This is a genomic window from Mesorhizobium sp. WSM4841 (assembly GCF_055811515.1).
The window spans coordinates 12,196-34,915 of sequence record NZ_JBVVQC010000046.1 but is presented as its reverse complement, the minus strand read 5'-3'; the positions used below and the strand labels follow the sequence as shown (position 1 = coordinate 34,915).

Sequence of the window (22,720 nt, the reverse complement as noted above, 5' to 3'; positions counted from 1 at the left end):
CTTGTTCCTCCGCAACGCCTGCCCATTCTCGAATGGCTGGAAATCAACCAGTCAACATCACTGTGAAAAGGTACTAGCGGGGTTGAAGCCATGGACCAGCCAGCGCTCGTTCTAAGACAAGCAGTATTTCGCTGATCGTATCCATGGCCCCCCTTGCTCAAAGAAATCCGTGACAATCCCGTTCTCTGGTTGTTGGCCTTTGTGCCTGCGGTGTTCGTCGCCCAAGCACTCGAGCCCGAAGCACACACGCTGCTTTTTGTGCTTTCCGTGCTGGCGATCGTGCCGCTGGCCGCGCTGCTGAGCTACGCCACCGAGTCGGTGGCGACCAAGACGGGCGATACGGGTGGGCGGCCTTCTCAATGCGACGCTGGGCAACCTCACCGAACTGATCATCTACTCACTGGGTCTGGTATTCTCGCTTAAAACGCATCGGGAGTTTTTCGGCGGCGGGGATCCCCATCCGGACGCAGGCGAATCGATGTTGCCGGCGCCCGTAGCTCTGGGGACGGCGGCCTGTCTGACCGTCAAAGGTTCGGAGCGGCTTGAGACAATTTGCCGGTCTCGGGAACAAAATTTGGATCGACGACGTTTCTTCCAGTTAATGACGACGTTTCGCATACGGCAAACATTGCCACCAGCGAGGACGCGATCATGAGGTTCCTGTCAGGCATAGCGACCTCCCTGGTCGCCACTTTTGCACTTACGAGCACTGTTCCAGTTGATGCCGCACCGATCTTCGTGCCCAGGGCACAAAGCGCGCAGTCCGATGTCATCCAAATTCGAGATGGCTGGTACAGGGGTTATCGCGGCTACCGCCACTATCGTCCGGGATACCATAGGCACAACGACTTTTGGTTCCCCGCCGGCGCATTTGTCGCTGGAGCGCTGCTCGGCAGCATGATCGCCAACAACAACGGCTACTACGGCGGGTATTACCGAAGCGGCTTCTACGGCGATCCGTATTACGGCAGACCTTATTATGGCAGACCTTATTATGGCGGATCCTATTATGGCGGATCCTATTATGGCGAACCGTATTACCGCGACCGGTATTACCGCAACCGGTATTATGGCGACCGGTATTATGGCAACGGGTATCACTCAAACAGGTCCTATCGCCCATGCTCGCCCCGGGAAGCCGATTCCGGTAATTGCTACTAGCGCGGCCTGTCGCGACACATTCTACCGCCTATCGCGAATTTGACCTTGATGTGCCCACATGGCATCATGGAATGGTAGCTGGACTGCGAAGACAAGACTTCTTGCCGCGGCGGCCGATCCCTTCAACGTGCGGCTGGCAGCCTGCCTCAGTCGACTACCCTGCTGATTTACGTCTTGCGGTTGGGTGGGCATGAATTGAGCCCAACGAACGAGATTGGCAAGACGTCGATCTGCCTCTGTGTTCTATTCTCGAACGGTTTCGAGTGGAGGAGAAAATGGCCAACATCAAAGACACAGCTTTAGACATAAATGCGGCGCCGCCGAGCGCTGAGCAACTGCGAATGGCTCTCCTAGAGGAGCAGATGGCGGAGGCAGACAAGGAAGAAAAGCTGCGAGCGCGGCAGAATGAGGAACTCACGAAGTTCACAAACAGCTTCCTAAAGGACCAAGTGAGTGATGATGAACTTGCAATGGTTCGCCGCCTCGTGATGAATGCCGTCAAGAATGGCAAGTACGAAGCACTAGTATACAGCTTTCCGTCGGACCTTTGCACCGACAGCGGCCGGGCTATCAACAGTGCTGATCCGCAATGGACTGAAACGCTACAGGGTAAGGCCAAGCAGTTGTACGAACGTTATGTTAAGAATGCGAAGCCGCAAGGTTACAAACTCAAGGCCATGATTATTAACTTCCCCGGCGGAATCCCTGGCGACGTCGGCTTCTTCTTAAATTGGGAGCCCGAAACCAAATAGGAACCGGTAATGGTTCTGAACTGCGTGTATAGCTGGGTCAAAGCACGTCCGGCACCACGTTGCGCGGAGTTGCATCGTCCACGAAGTTGTCGGGCCGCTTCTGGCGTTTGCTGAAGTTAGGTTTTTCGAACTCGACGCGCTCATAGGGGATGGAGCTCAGAATGTGCGAAATGCAGTTGATGCGCGCGCGCTTCTTGTCGTTTGACGGCACAATCCACCAGGGCGCATGCCTTGTGTCTGTTGCACGGATCATCTCGTCGTAAGCGCGGGTGTAATCCCACCAGCGGTTGTACGATTCGACATCCATCGGGCTCAGTTTCCACTGTCGAACGGGGTCGTCGGCCCGCTGTCGGAAACGCCGCTCCTGTTCTTCCTCACTCACATCGAGGAAGTATTTGAGCAACGTTATGCCGCTTTCGACAAGGGTGGCTTCAAAACCTGGCGCCTGTTCGAGAAAGCGCCGCACCTGCTTCTCGCTACAGAAGCCCATGACGCGTTCAACGCCAGGACGGTTGTACCAGGAGCGGTCGAATATCACTATCTCGCCTCCGGCGGGCAGGTGCTGGACGTAGCGCTGAATGTAGATCTGGGTCTTCTCCCGATCGGTCGGAGCCGGCAGGGCGACGACGCGGAACACTCGTGGGCTGACGCGCTCGGTGATGCGCTTGATCACGCCGCCTTTCCCGGCGGCGTCACGGCCCTCGAAAATGATCAAGATGCGGGCACCAGACTTCTTTACCCAGGCCTGAAGGTGGGAAAGCTCGACCTGCAACCGGGCGAGTTCCTTCGCATATTTTTTTCCTCCCGATTTCGCTTCCTCCGCCGGTTCGGATATCGTAGCCGCCGCCCTGTCTCTATTCTTCTTACTCATGTCTTCCTCCACTCCACTGGCACGCAGCCATTAAAATGACAGTTGGGTGACAGCAGGAGAGTCCCTGAACTGTCACGCTTGGGCCTCGAACGCATGATACGCCTCTTCGAGAATGTCGAAGACCATGTCGGAGCCAATGCGCTCGATCACGCCGGCGCGAACAAGGATATCGCGCGCTTCGGCGTGAAGCTCCGCTACGCCAAGCCTGATCCCGCGATTGCGCAATTCGTCACATAGCTCCTCCAGCATTGCCGCTGCCGAGCTGTCGATCTGGGAAATTGCACTTGCATCAATCAGCAGCCAGCGTGTGTCGGCCGGCAATTCCTCGGCAATGGACCGCAGCCGCGATGCGACGTAGTCGGTGTTGAAGAACAGCAGGCTGCCTTGAATGAGGCATACGGCGAGGCCGGGTACCTGACGGGCCTCGGGCGTTCGATGCAGTTTGTAGAAACCGTCATGGCCTGGAACACGGCCGAGCATAGCGTCGCGGGGAAACATCAGCTTGCGCAAAACATAGACCAGCGTCGTGCCGATCGCGATGACAACCCCGTTAAGGACGCCCAGACCGATCGGACCCCACATCGCAATGAGGGCGAAGACGAACTCCATGCGGCTGATGCGCCAAATCTGCCTAAGGGCAGCGAGATCTATCAGGTTGATTGCAGTAGCCGCAAGAATCGCCCCGAGCGCAGGGATCGGGATAATCCTTAGGGTCGGACCGAGAAACAGCAGTGTCGCGATCAGGGTCGCGGCAGCCACGATGCTCGTCACCTGCGAGCGTCCGCCAACGGTAAGGTTGACTGCCGTGCGCGAGTCGGAGGCCGTCACCGGGAAGGCGCCGAAAAGGCCCGCCCCTATGTTCGCAGCGCCAAATCCGATGAGTTCGCGGTTTGGATCGACCGGGTAGCCGCCTATTGCCCCAAAGCTGCGGGCCGTAATGATGCCGGCGCCGTAGCTCACGAGGAAGATCGCCGCGGCGCCGAGGGCCAATGTCTGGATCGGAAGGTCAGCGATCGCTGGCAACGACAACGAGGGCAACCCTGTCGGAATATCGCCGACTACGGCGATGCCGCGTCCTTCAAAGTCGAAAACGGCCGAAAGCACTACGGAGAGGACCACGACCAGCACTGGCCCGGGAACCGGAAAACGCATGGCCCGCGCGATCTGCAACAAACCGAACATCCCCAAGGCCAGCAGAAGAGACGGCCAATGTATCGATCCGGCCTTGCGCAGAAGTTCGAGGACCGGTGCGAGCAGGCCTTCCGCCTCGATCTTGACTCCGGTGAAGCGACCGATTTGGCCGATCAGGATCGAAAGCGAGATGCCGATGAAGAACCCCGTCAGGATGGGACGCGACAGGAAGGTTGCAAGAACGCCGAGCCGAAGCACCCACGCCGCCAGGCAAAACAAACCGACGCCAAGCGCGAGGATTGCTGCGATCGCAGTTCGGTCCACTTCGAGCCCGACTGGCACGCTCGCGGTAACCGCGACCAAAACCGCCGCAAGCACCGTCATCGTAGCCGCGTCCGGACCGACTATGAGCTGACGCGAGGGGCCAAAGATCGCGTAGGCAACCAGCGGCGCGATGCTCGCGTAGATGCCGGTCTCAGGCGGCAGGCCCGCTATCGCAGGATAGGCGATAGCACTGGGAAGCCCAACCGCGGCAACTGCAAGCCCGGCAGAGACATCGCTTCGGATCCAGCCCGGCTGATAGCCTGAAAGGCTAGCGAGCACTGGGAAGCGCAAGGCCCGCCGAGTGGCGTCCTTACTAGCCGGCATGTATCAGCAACCTTTCCTTCAGCCAAAAGAGGCTGAACCCTTGTCGAAGGGCCGTCCACTGCATCATGAGCGGACCTCTACGGACGATCTCATCGGAGAAGAAAAGACGCTCCAGTGCTCAGTTTAATCCTCTCCGGCGCGCCATACAAGATGGGCCTCCACAACTGCCAGTCGTGCAGCCCGCGACAGCTTCCCGTGTTACACCCTGCCGTCGCTTGCGGGTGCGTGGCGGATGCGTTAGGGCTGTAACAAAGCTGTCGCAAATCTGTCACATGCGCGAAATTGAGTTGAAATTTCTCCTCGACGAACTGACCTCGAGCGAGCTTTGGGGGCGCGCGAAGGCGCTGAAGCTGGCCAGCGGCAGCCCAAAAACGAGAACGCTCAGAAGCATCTATTTGGACACTCCCGAACACGCGCTGAAGAAGGCGGGGATCGCGCTCAGACTCCGGCGCGACGGGCGGCGATGGATACAGACTGTCAAGACCAGGGCCGAGCTGCATGGCGGCCTCTCGCAGGTTGGTGAGGTGGAGAACCCGGCTCCGGGTGGGCGGCTGTGTCTCGAAGCGATTCCGGACGCAGCAGTTCGAGAGGAGGTCGTCCATCGCGTGAGTGGCGCGCCGCTTCAGCCGGTCTGCGAGACCGTGATCAGGCGCTCCGCCAGCGAACTTTCGCTTGACGACGGCACACGCGCTGGGTTGGCAATCGACGTCGGCGAAATCCGCGCCGGCGAGCGCTCGGCCAAGTTGCATGAAGTGGAGATCGAACTCATCGAGGGCAGCCCCGGCGGATTGTTCGACATCGCACACGCGCTGTTTCCCGACGGGGGCTTGAGGTTCTCCCGGCTTTCCAAGGCGGCGCGCGGCTATCTGCTCGCCGAACAGGGACGGATCGATCTGCCGCTCGCGCCCCGCAATGCCGAGGACGTTGCACTCGATCGGGCTCAGATCGCCGAGCAGGCGGCACGCGACGTCCTTCGCGAGTGCCTCGATCAGGTCGCCACGAATGTCGTGGTGATCCGGGAGCTGGACGATCCCGAAGGGCCGCACCAGTTGCGGATCGGCCTGCGCCGATTGCGAAGCGCGTTCTCTGTCTGCGCTTCCGTTCTGAAGAGCCCGGAAATGACGCGGCTCAGCATGGAAGCCCGCTGGCTTGGCCAGGAGGTCGGGCGTCTCAGGGATATCGATGTGGTGGCGAACAATATCGTACGGCGGGAGGCCGAGGCCCACGCGGATGAACCGGGTCTGCCGCCCCTTGCCGATGCTCTCTCGAGGCAGGCGGGGGGACTGCGCGATCACCTTCGCAAGGTTCTCCCCGACGCGCGCGTGCAGGCGTTCCTGATCGATCTGGCGCGGTTCGTGGAGACCCGAGGCTGGCTCGTTCCGCAGGATTTCGACCAGACCGGACGGCTGGCGGCGCCGGTCGCGGAGTTGGCCAGCCAAGCGCTCGGCAAGCGCTGGAAGAAGGTTGGCAAGCGTGCACGCGGACTTGAGACACTGACAGCGGAGCAGCGCCACGAGTTGCGGAAGGAGCTAAAAAAATTGCGCTATGCGGTCGAGTTCTTCTCTCCCTTGTACCCGGCCAAGCGTGTCGATCCATTCCTGAAACGCTTGAAGAAACTTCAGACGGTCTTCGGCGATCTGAACGATGCGGCGACCGTCAGAACCATGCTGTCGGGAGCGGAAGCGCCCGGCGCTGGTGATCCGAACACGCAGCGTGCCGTCGGATGGGTGATCGGGGCGAGCCAGGCGCGCGCCGAATTTGGCTGGGTCGGCGCAAAGGCCTTGTGGCGAAACCTCGAAGAGACCCGCGCCTTCTGGAAGTGACGGGCTGGTTTGTTGCCGGATGCTGCTATGTGGTAACTTTCCGAACACCGGCAAGGCCACAATGAGCAGCAATCGCAGCTTGATGCCGAACTGTACCTCTGACCGCCCGGCATAACGGGCACTAGCCTAAGATAGGCACGTTCTCGGAAGAGATCAGGCAACGGCGGCAATGAGGCGCGATCGCGTCATTGCTCGACGCGAAATCGTGAACCTCGCCTTTCCATTTTCCTGGCAGAAATAAGGAGGCATTTCAGTTCGCCTTTCGCTATCCCGCCAGTGCAAGCAGCTTCTGATAGCGGGGATGGCTACGGATAGGGTCAAGATCGGAATCGTTCTTGAACCGCAGCCTTAGGTCAGGCCCCACCTGCTGCAAGTACGTCTCCAGAAGGTCGATCGCTCGGTCGGGCTCCCCCAGCAACGAATAGACACAAGCAGCGTTGTAGCGAGCACCACTGTCATCGGGATCGATCGCTAGCGCTCGCGCGAGCCATTCTTTCGCCTGGTCGCCTTCACCCAATGTCACGAGCGCAGCTGCGGCCAACTGTGCAGCCTTGGATTCTTCCGGATGCAGGTTGAGAGCCTCTTTGGCTCGCTTAAAGCCGAGGCGCGCATAAGTTTCCATTTCCTGAGTGCGCCCGAGCGATCGCAGGATATTCAAGAGGAGACACGGGGAAAGATAGTCGTCGGGCTTTAATTCCAGAGCGCGAATGTAGTGCTCCGCAGCCCTCTGGAAGTCACCTGCGGTCACACAGAAGTCCGCATAATGATAATGCGCTTCATGGCAATTGGGGTCGAGGGCAAGCGCCCGCTGGAAAGCGGAGGGCGCCTCGGCGCGGCGGTCGGCTACCATCAGGGCATAGCCGCGCGCGGCATGGGCCTCAGCTAGATTCGGGTCTATTGCCAAGGCTTTGTCAATGGTCGCCAGGATTTCATCGACGGGCATCCTAACGCCGTGCTTAGAATAGAGACGCGAATCGCAATCGGCGATGCCGGCATAAGCACGGGCATAGCGCGGGTCCAATTCGACCGCTCTTGCGAACATTCGTCGGGCAAGCGTCAGCGACGATCTTGTCCCTACGTGAAAGATTTGGCGGCCTCTCAGATAATGAGTGTAGGCCTCCACGTTGTCGGTCGGCGACTGCTCGATTGTTTTCTTCTCCTGCGGCAGAAGCTTGACCTTGAGTTGGTCGACGATGGCGTGGGTGATCTCGTCCTGAACCGCGAAGATGTCAGAGAGGTCGCGGTCGAAGCGGTCCGCCCACAGGTGGCCGCCGGTCGAGCCGTCGATCAACTGGGCGTTGATCCTGACACGGTTTCCGGCCTTGCGGACGCTACCCTCGACCAGATACGCAACGCCCAGTTGCTTGGCGATGCCTTCCAGGTCGACGGCCTTGCCCTTGTAGGTGAATACCGTGTTGCGGCCGAGCACGAACAGGCCCGAAACCTTCGAGAGGTCGGTGATGATGTCCTCAGTGATGCCGTCGCTGAAGAATTCCTGCTCAGGGTCGTTGCTCATGTTGGTAAAGGGGAGGATCGCCACCGACGGCTTGTCGGAGCACATCCGTGACTGACTGTCCGTCGCGGCCCGGGGCGAGCCATCCGCAGGTGGGCTCGCAAGATTGACAAAATAGACATGCACGGGCTGGACGATGTTCTTGACGGTCTTCTGACCCTGGTCGACGAATTCCAATTCGAGCTTGTGGCCGACCTGGTTGCGCACCACCGCCGAGCAGGCAATCCCGCCCGGGCGGGCAAGACCTTCGAGCCGTGCCGCCAAGTTGACGCCATCGCCATAAAAGTCCTCGCCGTCGACGATAATGTCGTCCGGATGGATGCCGATGCGGAATTTGATGTGCCGGTCCTCGGGGACGCCGGCGTTGCGCTCGAGCATGCCGCGCTGGATTTCAACAGCACAGCGCGCTGCGTTGAGGACGCTGCCGAACTCGACCAGAAAGCCGTCGCCCATCACCTTGAAGATGCGCCCACCGTGCTTGGCGACGGTAGGATCGAAGAACTCACGGCGATGCTGGCGGAGCGCTTCCAAAGTGCGCTCTTTATTTGCCTCCATCAGCCGGCTGTAGCCAACGACGTCGGCAGCCAGTATGGCTGCCAGCCGACGCTCAACATACTCCTCGCCCATGGCTGTGCTGGTGCCTCCAGGGTCCATTTCTACTAGCCTTCGCAATTATTGGCTAACGCGATTTAGAGGCCCGTGGATTGCACGTTTTGATCGACTTGCGCCGTTGGGCGCTCGAGTTCGAACGACTGGAGCGGGTCGACTCGAGCCCTTGCGCGAAGGTCAGCTTCGGAGAAGCGCCGGGAATGTCAAGAAATGGCGCGTCCTTGCTGTTCGCAGACCGGAAGAATTGACCCTTGGACTAAGCCGCTCGCGCGGCAATGGCGCCCGTGGTGAGGGTGCAGCAATGATCTGAACGGTTCCGTTGCAAAGTTGTCGTCTGGCAATAGAAACTCTGGGAACGACCCCAGCCTCACGCGGCGGCGATGATTTCGAATTGCTCGGCGATGGGCGGATTTGGATTGAAGGCGTACCTCGCCTGTCGTTTTCGCATCATGTGGATCATCTCGATCCCGCCCAGCGTGGCGATAGCGCTTGCGAATGATTTGAAACTTAGCATAGGCCGCACACGACACTTGATGCGCTGGTGATCCTGCTCGATGCGGTTGAACTCGACGGTGTCGCCGACGCTGTCGACGGCGCGATAGAGATACATCCAGCGGCCGCGAACCTTGAATATAGGTTTCGTCGATATGCCACCTTCCGCTGACGGCACGCTTGCGCCGATTGAAGCGTTTCAGCAGCAAGGGCGAGAAGTGAACGACCCAGCGGTGGATCGTCGAATGATCGATACTGATGCCGCGCTCGGCCATCATTTCCTTCAAATCGCGAAGGCTCAAGCCGTAGGCCAGATACCAGCGAACGCAAAGCAGAATGACGGACTGGTCGAAATGGCGGCCCTTGAACATCTGAACTCTCCGGCGAAACACCAGAGGCCATGCCATGCGCCTGGTTACCGAAAACTTTGCAACACAGCCCAATTTTGCAACGGAACCCGACAGAATGCCTCTCCCAACCATCAACCGACAGTTAAACTGGCTAGGTGTGTCTTTCCTGCACTAGCTGCGGTGTAGTCCCCCGTTAGTTTGCGTGTTGTACCTTGAACCGATTCGCCCGAGGGGAATATGTGATGAGCAGAATTCTAATCGCAGTGGTCGCGGCGCTCGCCGTCGCCAGCGTAAGCGGCTGCGCAAATATGGACATCGGCAAAGGGAAGGGGAAGGCTCCGCCGCCTGTCGTCGTCGAAGAGCCTGCACCGGCGCCCGTGTACAAGTAAACCGGCCTAGGTCGGGACGGGGAAAGGGCCGCTGGCCTTTCCCCATCAGCCAGCAATCCGGATCGGGCGACTCTTCGGCTCGGTCGTGAGGTCAGCAGTGGTGGGCAGGACCCGCTTTTTGATCTGCGCTCCTCGGAGTTCGGGAATGAAATGACGCTTGTAAGTGGCCGTTCACTGTCCGTGGCCTTGCTCGCGCTCGCGGCGGCATCATGCCAATCGCAATCGCAGGATAAACCTCAACTGAATTTCACGTCCGATGAACGGACCTTAGCGGCTGCCGGGGCGCCGACGAGCACAGTGAATTCAGCAGAAGGCCGGTACTTCATCGAGTTCCGCTCCCGCTACGCCTATACATACGGGCACTCCTTCGTGATTTTCGGGCGCATGGACAAATCGGGAAAGATGATCAATGCCGAAGTCGCCGGGCTCGCGCCGAAATCCAACGATCCCAATATCTATATGCTCGGCCATCTCGCGCCGGTGCCGGCCTCGACCGGATGGACCGACGGCGATCTGGAAATCGCCTACCGGTCGGCGAGCTGGACAGTTCCGCTTACCGAACCTGAATACAGGAGGGTCGTGGCATATATACGCAAGCTGCAGGCCAAGTCGCCGCTGTGGCACGCGTCGCTCTACAATTGCAACGCCTTCGTGGCCGACATCGCAAGCTTCATGGGCTACAAGACGCCAGGTATCTGGCTTATGCCGCGTGATTTCATCACAAAGCTTCGACAGATGAATGGCGGGCCGAATGCGATCGGCTATACCGGCCCGCCGGGGGTTGAATCCGGAAATGCCCCGCCGCAACGGCCCCCCGTTAGCAGATCGAGAATGTCGAGGCGGCCGCGCCTCCTCAAGACGTCCATACCGCCGAAAGGGCGCCGGTGAGCTAAATTGAGCATGGAAGCGAGTTCAGTCGGCGAGATCGTATGGCTGCTCGGGATCGTCGGCTGGTATGTGATTCGATATCCTTTCGAGCACCGGGCCAAGCGCGTGCGAGTCGTAACCAATCGCCGCTCGCCTTCCGAAATCGTCGGACTTGTCTCGGCTCTCTTCGGCCTGGCGATTCTGCCCGGCTTCTATGTCGCGACCGGAATCTCCGAGTCAGCCGACTTTACGGCGAGATGGTGGGCGGTCGCGCTCGGGGCTATCATCTTCGCCCTGGCGCTGTGGGTGTTTCGCAGGGTCGCACAAGGAACTCGGTCGGAACTGGTCGATCACGCTTGAGATCCGCGAGAGGCACGCGCTGGTCTGCGCCGGGCCATACGGCGTCATCCGTCACCCCATGTACACCTCTTTCATGCTGATGGGCCTCGGCCAGGCATTTCTGCTGTCGAACTGGGTCGCGGGCCTGGCAGGGCTTGTCGGCTTCGCAATCCTTTTTTCCTGCGAGTGGACAAGGAAGAGCGTATGATGCTGGAGAATTTCGGCCCGCAATATCGGGTCTATATGGAGGGACCAAAAGAATAATCCCTTATATTTACTAGAGGTCCTGTCATGCGAGGCCGAGCACTAAAGATTTCGGCGCCCCGACGCCTGGTCGGCGACCTGATGCGATTTTCGATCGGAGTACCGCGGGTAACCGTGCAGCGTCACATGAATCTCGCGCCGCTCGTGGCAGCCAGAATGGCGCAGCAGCCCAAACCGTCCTGGAGCGCGATCTTCGTGAAGGGATACGCGCTTCTCGCCCGGGAAACGCCCGAGTTCCGGCGTGCCTACGTCAAGTTTCCCTGGCCGCAATTCTACGAATACCCGGTGAGCGTCGCCTCGATCGCGCATGAGCGCGAATATGAGGGCGAGCGGGCTGTACTTTTGAGCCGCATCAAGGGACCAGAGCGCTGCTCGATCGCCGAACTGCATGCATCGATCCACGCGGCGCGGTCACGCCCCGTCATGGAGATCAAGGAGTTCCGGCGCGCCTTGACGATGGCCCGCGTGCCGACGCCGATCCGCAGGGCGCTGATGTGGCTCGGGCTGAACATCGCCCGGCAGAGGCCGAACTATTTCGGCACGTTCCAGTTCTCTGTCTATTCGGGCCTCGGGGCCGAATCCCTCAACCCGCTTACGCCGCTGACCACGCTGCTCAATTACGGGCCGATCGGCGAGGACGGATCGGTGACCGTCCGCATCCTTTACGACCACCGGGTGATGGACGGCGCCAACGTCGCCCGCGCGCTCCACAGGTTCGAAGAGATACTGAACGGAGAAATCGCCGAGGAGGTGATGCAATTCAGCCAGAGCGCTGCCGTTCCCGTAACGCAGGAGCGCGCCAGCGAGTGACGATTCGGCCAGCGGTTCTTGCCAGGATTGCTGTGCCGACGAAGTGAACCGGCAGGCTAATTGCAAGCCGCCGGGCCAGAGCAATGCGCGCCTCTCGCATCGTGCACCGCGCCGCGATGGCCAGCGCCCAGTCCTTCAGCTTGAGCGGTCCCTTGTAGCGCGTCAGCATGACGTTCGCCGCTTCATAGAGCAGCGATCGCGTTCGCCGGTCGCCGCACTTTGAGATGCTGCCGGTGTAGTCCACTTCGCCCGACTGGTAGTGACGCGGCACCAGGCCGAGATAGGCGCCGATGTCGCGAGACCGGCGAAAGCGCTCAGGATCATCGACGGCGGCCGCGAAGGCGAGCGCAGTGAGCTTGCCGACGCCGGGAACGGCCATCAGCCGCATACGCTGGAAGCCTTGGCCATCTCTTCATGTCGGTATCGATTGCCGAGACAGCCGAAAGCACGGCAGCTCGCGCCGCGATGAGGCCTCGCATGGTGGCGGACAGTCCGTCGATCCCTTCGCTGGCCCAGAGCGCCTGATCGATGAAGGCCGGGCTGAGTGCCCGTGGTAGCCGGACGCCGAACACCACGGCGAGGCTGCGGATCTGGTTCTCCAGCATGACGTGCTGGCCGACCAGCTTCTTGCGCGCGATGACCAATGAGCGGATGGCATGCGCCGGAAGAGACTTCACATGGGGCCGTTTGAAGAACCCGGTGCGGGCGAGATGGCCACGGGCATCGTTGCGGTCGGTCTTGTGGGTCGCCAGCGACTTCAGCGCCTGCTAGGCCTGGCGGCTCTCGATGCAGACGACAGGGACGTCGCGTTCTCGCAGGCCGTGGTAGAGCATCGGGGCCATGCGACCGGTCTCGAACACGACCCGTCGGCAACTGGGCGCCTTCGCCAGCGAAGCAAAGATCGCCTCAGCCGTCGAAATCGTCCTCGCTTCGTGAACGACTGCACCCTCACGCAGACATGCGTCTCTTCCATTGAGATATCCAAACCTGCAAAATACTCCATGGTCGGTCTCCTCTTCAAATCGGAGCCGATCTTATCGGTCTCCGCGAAGAGCCGCCGCCCATTACCCAATGTTGAAAAAGTCCGATCCGTGGCGAAACAAGCGCTGGTGGCAGAATCCCATTTCTTGATGAGGCTCCTCCTGGAATCAAGATTCGTGATTCCAGTCCTCATGAACCGATATTCTAAGCGAGCGTCGCCGGTGGCATAGCTGGCGACTTTTTCAACGATATCCGCCAATTGCGGACTCTACCGGGTTTGCCCGCAAAATCGAACTTCGGGCCATGGGCCGTTCGCCTACAGGAGTGGGCGATTTCGTTATTGTCCGCATTGTCGATCGCTCGACTGACAACTCCAGCAGGCCCGCCGTTTCGTCCACGGCGGCTGCTCGCGGGAGGCCGATCAATCGGCGCACGTCAGTCGCCGACAAGCGTTCGATCGCGACTGTCTTCCTGCCGAGGCCAAAGCAACGTTGTCATGAAGATCGCATAGGCGATGGCCACCAGTATGTAAGTGACCCGGGTGGAAAAGGACTCGGCGGCAGACCCCGGAAGCGGTGACACGCCTGTTCCGAATACGAGGAGGAAGATCGTCAAGGCGCCAGCGTAAAGTTTGGCGGCCGGCGCACGCATGGCAGCACGACCGCCAAATACCAACCCGGCCAGCAGTACCAATAGAAAGAGGAAAATGTGGGACGGCCATACCTGAAGCAATCCGAATGCGACGGACCCGGCCAAGCCTCCAGTAATATTGGTTATCACGATCCCCAAGGCCGCGCGCGTGCTGGCTGAGACGTCGAATTGGGACAGCAGTGACACGACTGTTATCGGAATGACAATCGCCGTTGCCAGCCCTTCGCGTGTCAGACAGGCAACCACCGCGATCAGGAGTATGGCGGTGTTGGCGGCAGCGTAGCGTGCCGCATGCGGATATGTCGTTGCCGTCGCGGCCTTAAGGGCGGGGCTACCTCTGTCCGGGATTAGTACATGGGCCAGCCACATCAAAAGCATTCCGGTCACCACACTCTGAACCAGGATCATGAGAATGGTGTCGCCGAGATCCTCGTTCAGAATTGTGAGGAGCGGCACCATAACCGCTATGACCAGGACAAGAAAGATTGTGGGGCCGCCCTTGCCGTTCGCCTGCTGGTAGAAACATCCAAAGTAAATCAGCCCGAGCAGCAGCAGCAGAACCGGCGGCCGGTCGCCAGTCAGCACCGTTACGAATTGCAAAAGTGCTCCGACAACAAGAATGAGCACCGTGACTGCCAACGCCTTTTGCAACGGCATAGGGCGGGAACTGGAGATTAGAAACTGTGCCGCAAACAACGGCCCAAGGAAGGGGATGATAGCCCCCGAATAGACCAACCAGGAAAAGCCGACCGCAACGGCAAGCGCTATGCGCAGACCCTTGCGCCTTACATTAACGCGGTCCGCCTCGTACAAAAGATGCGTGTCAACTGACATAGGTAAGGATCGACAGAACTCGGATCCAGATGCTGCCGAGCGCATTGGTGACCGGGTGGTCCCCGGTATAGATCACCACATTCGCCTGCGAACCGTACCGCACCCCCTTGGGCCGCCCTTCGTCGAGAACCAGGCGGATGGGAAAGCTCTGCGGTGTTCTCACCCATCCAGTGTCTGTGGAAATCTTCGGCAGGCCCGTCGCTGGGTCGACGCTTCCCTGAGCCACCCCCATCCCGATGCCCTCAACGGTGGCGGCAAAAATCTGACCGGGGAGGATATCGAAAAACACCTCCGCACGGTCGCCTGCGGCAACCATCTCGAGGCTGTTTTCCTTGAACGCGGCCGTGATCCAAATCGTGCCGGTATCGATGAAGGTCATTGCACTCTCGCCAGCGCTGACCATGCCTCCGACGGAAAGCTGAAGATTGGTGACCACGCCTTCCGCCGGCGCTGAAACCGTCGTGCGCAGCAGATCAAGCTGAGCGCTTTCAAGCGCCGCGAGCGCCTCCTTCAACTGCGGATTGTCCTTTCCTGCGGGTCCAAGCTCCTCCTGAGCCCGCGCGAGGTCGGCTTCGGCTGCATCCACACCTGCATCTGCCTGAACCAGCGCGGCCGCGGCCTCATCATACTTCGCCTGGGCATAGACACCGCGCCTGACAAGTTCCATCGCGCGGGTGGCTTGATCCTGGACGTTGACGCGGACTGCCTTCGCCTCCACCACCCGAGCCTGGGCGACATCGACGGCCGCAGTCGAAGCGCCGATCGACTGACCTACCCCTGCAAGGCGTGCTTCCGCCTCCGCAACGGCAAGCCGGTACTGTTCCGGGTCCAGGCGAAACAGCATCTGGCCGGGCGTCACGGCGCTGTTGTCAGTCACGCCCACTTCAATGACCCGCCCGGTAACCTCCGGCGCTACGCCGACGACATATGCACTGACGGTCGCCTGCGAGGATGAAGGAGTGCGCCGCTCCATGAAAACCGTCACGACGAACAAAAGGAAAGCCACAAGCAATACGGTAATTGCGACCGTGCGCTGCGGGTTCCTCTCTTTCAGAGGCGCGCCCACTGCATTTGGAGAATGATTATGAGAGGCTCCAGTTGCATCCGACGCCATGACGTTTCCCCTCTAAGATCACGGCCATCGCGCCGCGGCTTTGCTTGCGCTGGCACCTGTGTTGGAATGGCAATTTAGTCCTCAGCTGTCGCCATCGCAACGGGCACCGATGCGATGCCTAATTCAAGGAATCCGTCCACATAACCGCGCCAGGCTGAGGCTCATCGGGCTTCTCAATGGCCTGTCCAAGGCGCCAGCGAGCATTTTTGCGGCTGTCTTGCAGGAAGGCCGAAACAGGTAAATAGTCAGGCGGAGCACGGAGCTACCTGGGAAATCCAGATGGCTGGGAAGGGGGGCAGCTACATGGACCCGAACGTGACAATCCCTGAGCGCCCACCGTCGCTCTTGAGAGTGCTCGACGCGGTGCTTCAGATCGCACTTGTAGCCTTACTGATTTTTGCCTGTAGCCGCATCATATTGCCCTTTACTGGCATCCTGCTCTGGTCGGTGATCCTCGCGGTGATGCTTTATCCGCTGCACCAACGCTTGGTCCTCCGGGTCGGCAATCGCTGGTCAGCGATGTTGATCGGGTTGGTCAGCGTTGCGCTGATGCTGGTGCCGTTGGTAATGGTGGTGACGTCGCTTGGATCGTCCATTCTTGCGTTCGTCTCGGGCTTGCAAGACGGCAGTCTGACCGTGCCGCCACCGCCTCCGCGGCTCGCAGACCTGCCGCTGGTCGGCCAAAAGCTAACAGAGACATGGTCACTCGTGGCAACAAACATGCCTGCGGCGCTTGCCAAGTACGGCCAGCAGCTAAGCGGGATTGCAGCATGGCTGGCGTCGTTCGCGGGCGGTTTAGCCGCCGGTCAATTGTCTTTCGTACTTTCGTTCGCAGTCGCTGCCGTGCTCATCGCCTATAGCGACGGCGCTACCGAATTCGCCAGTCGCCTGTTGGAACGTATCACTGGCAGCAAGGCACAAGGCCCGCGGCTGGTTGAGATGACCGCCGCTACGATCCGCGGTGTGGCGGTCGGCGTCGTGGGCGTAGCGGTCATCCAGTCGCTGCTGATTGGGGCAGGCTTTTTTGCCATAGGTCTTTCATCGGCCGGTGTTTTGACGCTCGTGGTGCTATTGTTTGCCATCGTGCAGGTGCCGGCAGTGCTGGTAACACTGCCTGTCATAGCCTATGTTCTTGCGACCGAAGCGACCACGCCGGCGATCATCTTTTCGATCTGGACCGTCATTGCCGGGCTCAGCGACAACCTCCTCAAACCATTGATGCTCGGACGCGGACTTGAAGTTCCAATGCCGGTCATTCTCATTGGTGTGATTGGCGGCATGGTCGCAGACGGCCTTCTCGGCCTGTTTGTAGGCCCTGTTCTCCTCGCCGTTGGCTACGTCCTGCTCATGGAGTGGCTGCGGCATGGCCCGGGCGGGCCGCAGACTGACGATCCGTCGCCATGATCGCGGTTATTGCACTCGGCCTGCTGGCGATGTTGGCATGCCTTGCACTTCAGGTGCTGGCATCGGTGTTCGCCGCGCGTTACTTCGCCCAGGCCTCGAAGCAACCGCTCGGCCCAAAGCCGTTGCGCGGGATTTTCCTGCAATTCTCGATTCTGATGGTGGTGCTCATGATCGGCAACATCGTCCAGGTTGCGTTTTGGGCATTGCTCTACAAACTGCTCGGTGCATTTGAGGACTTTGAAACGGCGATGTATTTTTCGGGCGTGACCTTCACCTCGCTCGGTTATGGTGACATCGTGCTAGATGGTCGGATGCGGCTGCTTGGGCCACTTCAGGCTGCCAATGGTCTGATGATGTTCGGGATCACCACGGCCCTCTTCATCTCCGCTGTCCAGCAGGTCACCGCCAAATGGATCGCCGCGCAGTCAACCCGCGCGTAGGCCAATTGTCCGGCGTCAGCAAAAGGTAAGCGGTGGATCACCGATCTCGACAGTAATATCTTACTAGCTGCATACCGCCCCTGCCGTATCGGGCCGTTTCCTGGCGCGGTGTAAGATTCCTTGCTGCGTGAGGGACGCAGATGTCGACTGGCAGGCTTGGACAAGGTCCCTGGCATGCTCGAACAGCGCAACAGCCGACCAGTCGAAAATCATCCCGCGAGATCAATCCCGGAGACGTCGACGCGGACTCTCTGATGAGTATCCAGAGGGAGATGGCGCTGAAGCGCTGCCACAAGAAGTCGGAGATCAGATAGGTCGCGAAATCGCCCGGCCGGTTCCCTTCAACGATCCAGAAATGCACGAAGCGCTCCGCCAGCAATGAATGTCGCAATCCAATAGATCGCCGTCTTGAACAAGATCGGTTGGATAAGCGGGGCCCGGTCGAAGGGCTTGAGGAAGGGCATCGCGTTCGCGGTGATCACGGCCTTGCCGACGACAAGCGCCGCCACGGTGCCGAGCATGAAATTACTAACGGCCACGGCATAGTCGGCGACTAGGAGGTTCGTCGTCAGAACGATGAAGTTGAAGCCTACAAAGAAAAATATTGTCGGCCGCAATGCTCCGCGCAACTCATACAAAATCCAAGCGCCGACGCACCGCAGCAACTTCGAATCCGCACCCCCTTCTGCCAAAGCGTCCACGCGTGGGCCGCGGACTTCTTGCGAGACAGAATCGCCCTTCATGGGTATGGCCTCGCGTTGTCCCTGAGCGCCCGTGTGGGACATGTAAGTCGATTTTTAGCGCGACAGACAGAAGCTCCATGCTCTACGCGCCGTTGAAACCATCGTACACCCTCATTGTCAGGGGCGACGGCCCGCTGGGGGCGCCGTTGAAATTCTTACCTTCGGTATCCATTCGCGCTGCGGATTGATGGCAACGACGCCATCGGGCGCGCGGCCATCGCTTTGGTATGAGCCGCAGCCGCGCCATTGGCCCGGACGCGGGCTTGGCTGAGGCGCTTGTTCGAATGCCGCCCACTGGTGCTGCGACAAGCGATGTGTGAACCGCTACCGTGTTCGCTGTTCAACACCAAAAGAAAATCAGATGGATAACTGTCGTGATCGTTTGCATACCACCTTCTGGTCCTCATCGTGTTTCGTGGGTTTTGTTGCAACGACTGAATGGGAGCGCAGAGGGGCCTGATACGAGGCCAATCACGCGGCAAGGATTTCGAACTGCGCTGCCAGGGGAAGGCGTACCTCGCCTGTCGTTTGCGCATCATGTGGACCATCTCGATGCCGGACAGGATGATCGCGGCTGATGTTGGTGATTTGAAGCCGAGCATTGGCCGGATGCGGCGCTTGATGCGCCGATGGTCCTGTTCGATCCGGTTGTTCAAGTATTGACTCTTGCGGATCCGGATCGGCTTCAGCCGGCGCGGGGGGGAAACCTGCAGGCGATTTGTGGTGTCGCAAGAAATGATCGCCTCCAAGTTGGTTTGGCTGCCATCGATGACGACGCGGTCGGGCCGGCCATGACGTGCCAGCGCCTTTTTGAAGAAGCGCTGGCCGACGGCAGGTCGCGCTGCTCGCTGAACCAGAATTCGACTGTGTCGCCGACACTGTCGATGGCGCGGTAGAGATACATCCACTGCCCGCGGACCTTGATGTAGGTTTCGTCGAAATGCCATTTCCCGCCTACCGTGCGCTTGCGCCTGTTGAAACGCTCCAGCAGTAGCGGTCCAAAACGAACGGTCCAGCGGTGAATGGTCGTGTGGTCGACGGCAATGCCCCGCTCGGCCATCATCTCCTCAAGATCACGCAGGCTGAGAGTGTAGGCCAAGTACCAGCGCACGCAAAGCAGGATCACTGACTGGTCGAACTGGCGGCCCTTGAACATTCAATCCTCCGAAAATATCGAAGGACGCCTTGCCATAACGCCAGTAATCAAAACGTTGCAACACATCCCATAGCTGAGGAGCACCATCATCGGGGCAACGAAAAGCGCGATCTGTGATGCGGCCCCAAGCGCGATGCGACGAACTCCGCCATCCAACCAGTAGGTGCTGTGCGCAACGTGCGTAGACGCGTTTTACAGGGTCGCGTCGCGTGAAGGCAATTCCGTAGCCACGTCGGACTTGACGTCGGGATCGTCAGCGTCCGCTGTCAGGAAGAAATGCGTGAGACACCTTGCCCTGTGCACGAGGACGCCCACGCCTCTAGTCGATGATGTGGTAGCCACCATCGACGTAGAGCGTCTCGCCAGTAATGAGGCGCGCGGCGTCGTGGGCAAGGAACGCTGTCGCCATGCCGACGTCGTCAATGCTGACAAGGCTGCGCGCTGGCGCCTTTGCTTTAGCTTTGTCGAGCAATTCATCGAACTCAGGGATCCCGGAAGCGGCTCGCGTCGCCAGCGGCCCAGGGGAAATGGCATGCACGCGAATACCCTTGGGACCGAGCTCGGCCGCCAGATAGCGCACTGCGCTTTCAAGTGCTGCTTTCGCCACGCCCATGATGTTGTAGTTTTCCACTACCATTTGGCTGCCGTAGTACGTCATCGTGAACAGCGTGCCGCCTTGTCTCATCAGCGGCTCCGCCAAATGCGCCATACGGATGAACGACCAGCAAGACACGTCCATGGTCGTGAGAAAACCTTCCCGCGGCGCATCGACCACGCGGCCCTGGAGTGTATCCTTCGGTGAGAAGGCGATCGAGTGGACGAGAAAATCGAGTTCGCCCCAGGCTTTCTCAATGCGCTCGAAGACCGCCTCTATCTGACCCGGCACACCGACGTCCAACGGCATCATGATCGGCGCTTCCAACTCCTGAGCAAGCGGTTCGACGTACTTTCTCGCCTTGTCATTCAGATAAGTGACAGCGAGCTCCGCACCCAGTGCGCGGAACGCCTTGGCGCAGCCCCACGCGATTGATTGGTCATTCGCGATGCCAACGATGAGCCCCTTCTTGCCTTCAAGCAATTGCGCTTTTGCGACGGGCCTTTCCTCCGTGGGCTTGCCGGCGGGCAAGCCTTACTTTGCGATCGACAGTAGTGGTTCTAGGGCGAACGCTCCGCACTGATACGCGTGCTTTCGCCCAGACCGTCCTTTTTGTCCGCCCCGATAAGTTCCAGTGTGAGACGCGCGATCATCAGTTCTTCGTCTGTCGGGACCGCGAACAGCGCAATACGGCTTGCCTCGCTCGAGATCACTAACTCTCCGGCTGTATTGGCGGCTTGATCCAGCTCGGCGCCAAGCCAGCCAAGTTTCTCGACTATGCGCGCCCGGATCTCGGCCGAGTTCTCGCCGATCCCTGCCGTGAATACGAAGGCGTCGAGACCACCCAGCGCTGCCGCCAACGTCCCTGCGTACAGGCCGATACGGTAAACGAAATAGTCCAATGCGAAGGCGGCGTTGGCATCATCGCTCTTCAGCAGGTCGCGAACGTCATTGCTGATTCCAGACAGCCCCTTCAGCCCGCATTCACGGTACAGCAAATCCTGCACCTGCGCCGCCGTCATGCCCTTTTCAGTAATGAGGTAGAGGATCACGCCCGGATCGATCTGTCCGCAGCGCGTTCCCATCGGTAATCCGTCGAGCGCCGTAAATCCAAGCGTGCTTTCAACGCTGCGGCCTTCTGATAGCGCGCACATGGAGGCGCCGCTTCCGAGGTGCGCGATGATCACACGTCCGCTCGCGATATTGGGTGCAATCTCGCGCAGACGTCCGGAGACATACTCGTAGGACAGTCCGTGAAACCCGTACCGCCGCACCCCCTCCGCATAAAAGCGCTCAGGAATCGCATAGTGGTCGGCTAACGCGCTGTGGCCTCGATGGAATGCCGTGTCGAAGCAGGCAACTTGCGGCAGTTCCGGACGTCGCTCGAACAGGGCGCGGATAGGCGCCAGGTTATTCGGCTGGTGCAGCGGAGCAAGCGGGACGTAACGTTCAAGATTTCGTAGGACGTCCTCGTCCACCTGTATGGGCTCAGCATAGTCCGGCCCGCCATGAACGACGCGGTGGCCGACAGCGGTGAGTTTGAATCCCTGCGTCTTCCGCAGCCAGCTTCCCGCGACGTTTGTGGCGGCGGGAAGATCCGGGACATCGCCTGGGGAATAGGCTTGATCTACCAACGGCTTCTTGTCAGGCCCGATGGCAAGCAGTCGCGGTGATGTGCCGACGCCATCGATCTGACCCTTGACTTGCCTTTGCAGACCGCCCGACCCGTCAAATCCGAATACCTGGAACTTCAGACTCGAGGAGCCGGCATTGAGGACCAGGATCGCATCCATGGCTACGTTGCCGGCAAGGCTGCCGAGCGACGGCGCGCGTCGGCAAGGAGCACTGCGACTGCGCAGGAAGCCAGCCGCGTGCGAATGGAATCAGCCCGCGATGTGAGGATGATCGGGACGCGCGCGCCGAGCACGATGCCGGCGGCGTCCGCCTTGGCAAGGAAGGTTAGATTCTTGGCAAGCATGTTGCCGGCTTCGAGATCGGGGACCACCAGGATCTGCGCGCGCCCCGCCACGACGGACCGGATGCCCTTGATTCTAGCCGCCTCCGGGTCAATGGCGTTGTCGAAGGCGAGCGGACCATCCAGCACGCCGCCCGTGATCTGGCCGCGATCGGCCATCTTGCACAGCGCCGCGGCCTCGATGGTTGACGGTATTTTCGAGGTGACGGTTTCCACGGCGGAAAGTATAGCGACACGCGGCTCGCCGAGACCGACCTGAGTGAAGAGATCGATGGCGTTCTGGATGATGTCGCGCTTGGCGTCGAGATCGGGAAAGATATTGATCGCCGCATCGGTGATGAACAATGTCTCGGCATAGGCTGGCACATCCATCACAAACACATGGCTGATCCGCCGCGCCGTGCGCAACCCCGTTGCGGACGCGGTGACGGCCCGCATCAACTCATCGGTGTGGAGGCTGCCCTTCATCAGTAGCTCTCCCTTCGCCTCCTGGATCAGTTCAACACCCTTTGCGGCCGCGGCATCGCTGTGCGCCATGTCGACAAGCTCGAAACGACCGATGTCGAGACTGTGTTCCTCCGCCACCGCGCGGATTTTGCGGCATGGTCCCACCAGGATCGGTACGATCAGGCTTTCGTCGGCAGCCTCAACAGCGCCACGCAATGAAGTCTCGTCGCAAGGGTGCACGACGATGGTCTTCGTTGCCGGCACAAGCTTCGCGCGCGCAATCAAGCGCTCGTATTTTTCGTGAGCAGTTTCGGCTTTGTCTGAGTCAATCTGGACCAAAAGCGTGTCCTCCGAGACAGTC

The 22,720-nt window shown here is 59.9% G+C and carries 16 protein-coding genes and 6 pseudogenes; 10 read left to right on the top strand and 12 right to left on the bottom strand.

Annotation, left to right across the window (positions count from 1 at the left end; all coding sequences use genetic code 11):
* Nucleotides 1-153: 153 nt before the first annotated feature.
* The 3 genes and pseudogenes from AC0L14_RS32210 to AC0L14_RS32200 all read left to right on the top strand — a co-directional run.
* A pseudogene (locus AC0L14_RS32210) lies at nt 154-394 on the top strand (calcium/proton exchanger); the annotation flags it as partial.
* Between the two features lie 257 nt (nt 395-651).
* The gene (locus AC0L14_RS32205) at nt 652-1,161 is read left to right on the top strand and encodes a BA14K family protein (protein WP_473751903.1); all 510 of its coding nucleotides are present in this window, start codon (nt 652-654) and stop codon (nt 1,159-1,161) included.
* A gap of 275 nt (nt 1,162-1,436) precedes the next feature.
* Entirely contained in the window at nt 1,437-1,913 is a 477-nt protein-coding gene (locus AC0L14_RS32200; RefSeq protein ID WP_123149416.1) for a histidine kinase, read from the top strand.
* Nucleotides 1,914-1,950: 37 nt separating this feature from the next.
* Here the strand turns inward: AC0L14_RS32200 and ppk2 are convergent, their stop codons facing one another.
* Together ppk2 and AC0L14_RS32190 are read right to left on the bottom strand one after the other, a co-directional pair.
* Nucleotides 1,951-2,784: a polyphosphate kinase 2 gene (ppk2, locus tag AC0L14_RS32195; RefSeq protein WP_473551084.1), complete on the bottom strand. Its 834-nt coding sequence runs from the start codon at nt 2,782-2,784 to the stop codon at nt 1,951-1,953.
* A gap of 72 nt (nt 2,785-2,856) precedes the next feature.
* Nucleotides 2,857-4,563, bottom strand: coding sequence for a SulP family inorganic anion transporter (locus AC0L14_RS32190; RefSeq protein ID WP_473751902.1), 1,707 nt, complete (start codon nt 4,561-4,563; stop codon nt 2,857-2,859).
* 272 nt (nt 4,564-4,835) lie between these two features.
* On the opposite strand from AC0L14_RS32190, the gene AC0L14_RS32185 reads away from it, so the two are divergent.
* Nucleotides 4,836-6,386: a CYTH and CHAD domain-containing protein gene (locus AC0L14_RS32185; protein ID WP_473751901.1), complete on the top strand. Its 1,551-nt coding sequence runs from the start codon at nt 4,836-4,838 to the stop codon at nt 6,384-6,386.
* A 265-nt stretch (nt 6,387-6,651) separates the two neighbouring features.
* Here the strand turns inward: AC0L14_RS32185 and AC0L14_RS32180 are convergent, their stop codons facing one another.
* Together AC0L14_RS32180 and AC0L14_RS32175 are read right to left on the bottom strand one after the other, a co-directional pair.
* Entirely contained in the window at nt 6,652-8,526 is a 1,875-nt protein-coding gene (locus AC0L14_RS32180; RefSeq protein WP_473751905.1) for an adenylate/guanylate cyclase domain-containing protein, read from the bottom strand.
* Nucleotides 8,527-8,875: 349 nt separating this feature from the next.
* A pseudogene (locus AC0L14_RS32175) lies at nt 8,876-9,371 on the bottom strand (IS6 family transposase).
* 221 nt (nt 9,372-9,592) lie between these two features.
* Here AC0L14_RS32175 and AC0L14_RS32170 point away from each other — a divergent pair.
* The 4 genes and pseudogenes from AC0L14_RS32170 to AC0L14_RS32155 all read left to right on the top strand — a co-directional run bounded on the left by AC0L14_RS32170 (nt 9,593) and on the right by AC0L14_RS32155 (nt 12,019).
* Complete coding sequence (locus AC0L14_RS32170) at nt 9,593-9,739, top strand: ABC transporter (RefSeq protein ID WP_473751900.1); 147 nt, start codon at nt 9,593-9,595, stop codon at nt 9,737-9,739.
* 150 nt (nt 9,740-9,889) lie between these two features.
* Nucleotides 9,890-10,486, top strand: a pseudogene (locus tag AC0L14_RS32165) (hypothetical protein); the annotation flags it as partial.
* 153 nt (nt 10,487-10,639) lie between these two features.
* Nucleotides 10,640-11,226 (top strand): annotated as a pseudogene (locus AC0L14_RS32160) (protein-S-isoprenylcysteine O-methyltransferase).
* Nucleotides 11,227-11,236: 10 nt separating this feature from the next.
* Nucleotides 11,237-12,019: a hypothetical protein gene (locus AC0L14_RS32155; RefSeq protein ID WP_077380054.1), complete on the top strand. Its 783-nt coding sequence runs from the start codon at nt 11,237-11,239 to the stop codon at nt 12,017-12,019.
* A gap of 58 nt (nt 12,020-12,077) precedes the next feature.
* Here AC0L14_RS32155 and AC0L14_RS32150 read toward each other — a convergent pair.
* The 3 genes and pseudogenes from AC0L14_RS32150 to AC0L14_RS32140 form a co-directional block, all read right to left on the bottom strand.
* Nucleotides 12,078-13,022 (bottom strand): annotated as a pseudogene (locus AC0L14_RS32150) (IS110 family RNA-guided transposase); the annotation flags it as partial.
* 413 nt (nt 13,023-13,435) lie between these two features.
* Nucleotides 13,436-14,485: a DUF2955 domain-containing protein gene (locus tag AC0L14_RS32145; RefSeq protein ID WP_473751899.1), complete on the bottom strand. Its 1,050-nt coding sequence runs from the start codon at nt 14,483-14,485 to the stop codon at nt 13,436-13,438.
* A complete protein-coding gene (locus AC0L14_RS32140; protein WP_473751898.1) occupies nt 14,475-15,599 on the bottom strand; it encodes an HlyD family secretion protein in 1,125 nt (374 codons plus the stop codon). The genes AC0L14_RS32145 and AC0L14_RS32140 overlap by 11 nt, the downstream gene beginning before the upstream one ends.
* A gap of 303 nt (nt 15,600-15,902) precedes the next feature.
* On the opposite strand from AC0L14_RS32140, the gene AC0L14_RS32135 reads away from it, so the two are divergent.
* Together AC0L14_RS32135 and AC0L14_RS32130 are read left to right on the top strand one after the other, a co-directional pair.
* Entirely contained in the window at nt 15,903-17,003 is a 1,101-nt protein-coding gene (locus AC0L14_RS32135; RefSeq protein ID WP_473751897.1) for an AI-2E family transporter, read from the top strand.
* Nucleotides 17,000-17,443, top strand: coding sequence for a potassium channel family protein (locus tag AC0L14_RS32130; RefSeq protein WP_077380048.1), 444 nt, complete (start codon nt 17,000-17,002; stop codon nt 17,441-17,443). Before AC0L14_RS32135 ends, AC0L14_RS32130 begins: the two co-directional genes overlap by 4 nt.
* A gap of 341 nt (nt 17,444-17,784) precedes the next feature.
* Here the strand turns inward: AC0L14_RS32130 and AC0L14_RS32125 are convergent, their stop codons facing one another.
* The 5 genes and pseudogenes from AC0L14_RS32125 to AC0L14_RS32105 all read right to left on the bottom strand — a co-directional run bounded on the left by AC0L14_RS32125 (nt 17,785) and on the right by AC0L14_RS32105 (nt 22,698).
* Nucleotides 17,785-18,186, bottom strand: coding sequence for a hypothetical protein (locus AC0L14_RS32125; RefSeq protein WP_473751896.1), 402 nt, complete (start codon nt 18,184-18,186; stop codon nt 17,785-17,787).
* Between the two features lie 506 nt (nt 18,187-18,692).
* Nucleotides 18,693-19,342: pseudogene (locus tag AC0L14_RS32120) on the bottom strand (IS6 family transposase); the annotation flags it as partial.
* Nucleotides 19,343-19,661: 319 nt separating this feature from the next.
* Nucleotides 19,662-20,468, bottom strand: a complete 807-nt coding sequence (gene fabI / locus AC0L14_RS32115; RefSeq protein WP_473751895.1) for an enoyl-ACP reductase FabI — start codon at nt 20,466-20,468, stop codon at nt 19,662-19,664.
* Nucleotides 20,469-20,497: 29 nt separating this feature from the next.
* Nucleotides 20,498-21,730 carry an acetate/propionate family kinase gene (locus AC0L14_RS32110; RefSeq protein ID WP_473751894.1) on the bottom strand — a complete coding sequence of 411 codons (1,233 nt, stop codon included), beginning with the start codon at nt 21,728-21,730 and terminating at the stop codon, nt 20,498-20,500.
* A gap of 2 nt (nt 21,731-21,732) precedes the next feature.
* Nucleotides 21,733-22,698 (bottom strand): phosphate acetyltransferase, encoded by a 966-nt coding sequence (locus AC0L14_RS32105; protein WP_473495802.1) that lies wholly within the window; start codon nt 22,696-22,698, stop codon nt 21,733-21,735.
* Nucleotides 22,699-22,720: the final 22 nt, after the last annotated feature.

Coding starts and splice junctions, on each gene's coding strand:
- AC0L14_RS32110 (WP_473751894.1), bottom strand. CDS start 21,730: ATGGATGCGATCCTGGTCCTCAATGCCGGCTCCTCGAGTCTGAAGTTC.
- AC0L14_RS32130 (WP_077380048.1), top strand. CDS start 17,000: ATGATCGCGGTTATTGCACTCGGCCTGCTGGCGATGTTGGCATGCCTT.
- AC0L14_RS32145 (WP_473751899.1), bottom strand. CDS start 14,485: ATGTCAGTTGACACGCATCTTTTGTACGAGGCGGACCGCGTTAATGTA.
- AC0L14_RS32140 (WP_473751898.1), bottom strand. CDS start 15,599: ATGGCGTCGGATGCAACTGGAGCCTCTCATAATCATTCTCCAAATGCA.
- AC0L14_RS32155 (WP_077380054.1), top strand. CDS start 11,237: ATGCGAGGCCGAGCACTAAAGATTTCGGCGCCCCGACGCCTGGTCGGC.
- AC0L14_RS32135 (WP_473751897.1), top strand. CDS start 15,903: ATGGACCCGAACGTGACAATCCCTGAGCGCCCACCGTCGCTCTTGAGA.
- AC0L14_RS32200 (WP_123149416.1), top strand. CDS start 1,437: ATGGCCAACATCAAAGACACAGCTTTAGACATAAATGCGGCGCCGCCG.
- ppk2 (WP_473551084.1), bottom strand. CDS start 2,784: ATGAGTAAGAAGAATAGAGACAGGGCGGCGGCTACGATATCCGAACCG.
- AC0L14_RS32205 (WP_473751903.1), top strand. CDS start 652: ATGAGGTTCCTGTCAGGCATAGCGACCTCCCTGGTCGCCACTTTTGCA.
- AC0L14_RS32170 (WP_473751900.1), top strand. CDS start 9,593: ATGAGCAGAATTCTAATCGCAGTGGTCGCGGCGCTCGCCGTCGCCAGC.
- AC0L14_RS32125 (WP_473751896.1), bottom strand. CDS start 18,186: ATGAAGGGCGATTCTGTCTCGCAAGAAGTCCGCGGCCCACGCGTGGAC.
- AC0L14_RS32185 (WP_473751901.1), top strand. CDS start 4,836: ATGCGCGAAATTGAGTTGAAATTTCTCCTCGACGAACTGACCTCGAGC.
- AC0L14_RS32180 (WP_473751905.1), bottom strand. CDS start 8,526: ATGGGCGAGGAGTATGTTGAGCGTCGGCTGGCAGCCATACTGGCTGCC.
- AC0L14_RS32190 (WP_473751902.1), bottom strand. CDS start 4,563: ATGCCGGCTAGTAAGGACGCCACTCGGCGGGCCTTGCGCTTCCCAGTG.